The 2,162-nt window shown below is 64.4% G+C and carries 1 protein-coding gene; it reads right to left on the reverse strand.

The window, feature by feature from the left end; all coding sequences use genetic code 11:
- Nucleotides 1–198: 198 nt before the first annotated feature.
- A partial coding sequence (locus VLE48_12680; protein HSA93860.1) for a tetratricopeptide repeat protein occupies nt 199–2,162 on the reverse strand: 1,964 nt, incomplete at its 5' end.

Consider the following 2,162-nt stretch of genomic DNA (forward strand, 5'->3'; position numbering starts at 1 on the left):
GAACAGCGGGACTTCCGCCAGCAGTTCCACTTCTGCGGCCATGGCCATCACCTCGCCGCGCCCGCCCCGGCGGGCTGCGGTCAAGCGCATCATGCCAAGGTGCGGGGAGGAGCGCTAGTGGTTTGTGGAGAGAGGACTCACTACGGAGACACGGAGGCACGGAGAATTGACGGTTGGTTCATTCGTTCATTGAGGACTTCAGGAGGAGGGCGGGCGGGATAGGCTCACGGCGAGCTCATCCCAGCGGATCTTGAGTTGGGTCATGAACAGCTCATACCCGGGGTCGCCGTGCGATTTGCGCATGCTGGGGTTGTCGCGGAACAGGGGGTGATTCGGCATTCCACTGTCGGCCACGCGCTTGAGCCAGGCAGTTGCGTCCGCCTTCTTTCCCATTTCCGCATAGGCAGCCGCGATGAGGAACGCCGCGTGGTGAAAGTGGTCCTTGTCCTTGCCAGACCTGTACGCAGTGTCGATCTCGCGCAGGGCTTCACGCTGTTTGCCCTCGCGGGCATAGAGCAGGGCGCGCACGGCCGCGACATCTGCCACGTCGGGCCCGCCGCCACGATGGGCTGCGGTGCCCTGCTTCTGTTTAAGGAGGTCCACTACCTCCCACGCCTCCTTCTGCCGGTCCAGATAGGCCAAAGTGACGGCCTTTTCGAAGTTCACGATATTGTTGCGTTCATATTGTTCCAGGGCCTCGGCGAAGCGGCCGGACTGCCACAGGGCCCGCGCCATGCGGAACTTCGCACTTTCGGAGTGCGGGTTCAGGCGCAGTGTGGCCCGGAATTCCTCGATTGCCTGATCGTGGAGGCCGGCGTGGGTCAGTTCGGAACCGAGGTTGTGGTGGGCCTCGGCAAGATTGGGGTTCAAGGCAACGGCGCGACGGTAGTCTGCCACCGCCTGGGCGATATCGAAGCCACGCAGCTTGGTGTAGTACAGCGCGCCGCGAATCACGTAGGCCTGGGCGAGGTTGGGATCGAGCGCCAAGGCCTTGCCCAGGGCGACGAATGCCTTCTCGTCGTACTCGTTCCCGCCCTGCCAGGCAAAAATCTTCCCCACCGAGCCTGCGGCCAGCGCGACGTAGGCATCGGCGAAATTCGGGTCCAGTGCGACGGCTTGCTCAGCGCTGGCAATCACGGCATCGACGTCTTCCACGCTGCGAAATACCGACTGCAACCGGTAGGTGGCACGCAGGTAGGCTTCGTAGGCCTGGGGATTACGAGTGGCGGTCGAGTCGAAATGCTGCTGCTCCTCAGGCGTGAGGGTAAGCTGAATCTCGCGGGCAATCTCCCGGGCGACCTCACGCTGAAGACCGATCACGTCAGCGGCGGACCGCGTATAGCTCTTGGACCAGAGATGCTGGTCGGTAGAGCCGTCAATGAGCTGCACGGTAATGCGGGCCTGGTCGCCGGAGCGCAAGACCGAGCCCTCGATCACGGCATCTACGTCGAGTTCGCGCGCGACCTCACGCACCGACTTCGAGGCTTCCCGATAGCGGCCGGCAGAGGTGCGGGAGACCACGCGCAGGGAGCGCAATAAAGCCATCTCGCTGGTCAGCTCCTCGGTCATGGCCTCTGCAAAGTATTCCTGCGCGGGATCGCCGGAAAGATTTTTCAAGGGCAGCACCACGAGCGAGCGAATCGAGCTCGCCTGCGACGGCAAACGCTCCTGGCGCAGAAGCCAGTACCCTGCGCTGGCCAGGATCAGCAGGAGAAGCAGGACAGCCGGAAACAGGCGGCGCAGCCTAGCCCGAGCCATGGCCGGCGGGACCACGGCCGTGGAGAATCCGGTAGAAGCGCCCAGCCGGCGAAGGTCCACCATTAGTTCCCGCGCCGACTGGTAGCGGTCTTCCGCGTCCTTTTCCAGACATTTGAGGATGATGCGCTCCAACTCGGGACTGAGTTCCGGCTGCGCGGACCGCGGCGCAAGCGGCGCCCTGTTCAGGATGGCATCGGTGAGCGTGGTGGCCAGCCTCTGCTCGAAGGGGCGCCGGCCGGTGGCCATCTCGTAAAGCACCGCACCCATCGCCCACAGATCGGTGCGGGCATCCAGCGGTTCGCCGCGGAGCTGTTCCGGGGCCATGTAGGGCAAGGTGCCCTCCACGGCCTGGGCCGATGTCAGACTCGCGGTGACTGTTCCCGCCCCCGCTGGCTGCAGCAGCC

The sequence above is a fragment of the Terriglobales bacterium genome (assembly GCA_035454605.1).
Taxonomy (GTDB): domain Bacteria; phylum Acidobacteriota; class Terriglobia; order Terriglobales; family Acidobacteriaceae; genus DATMAB01.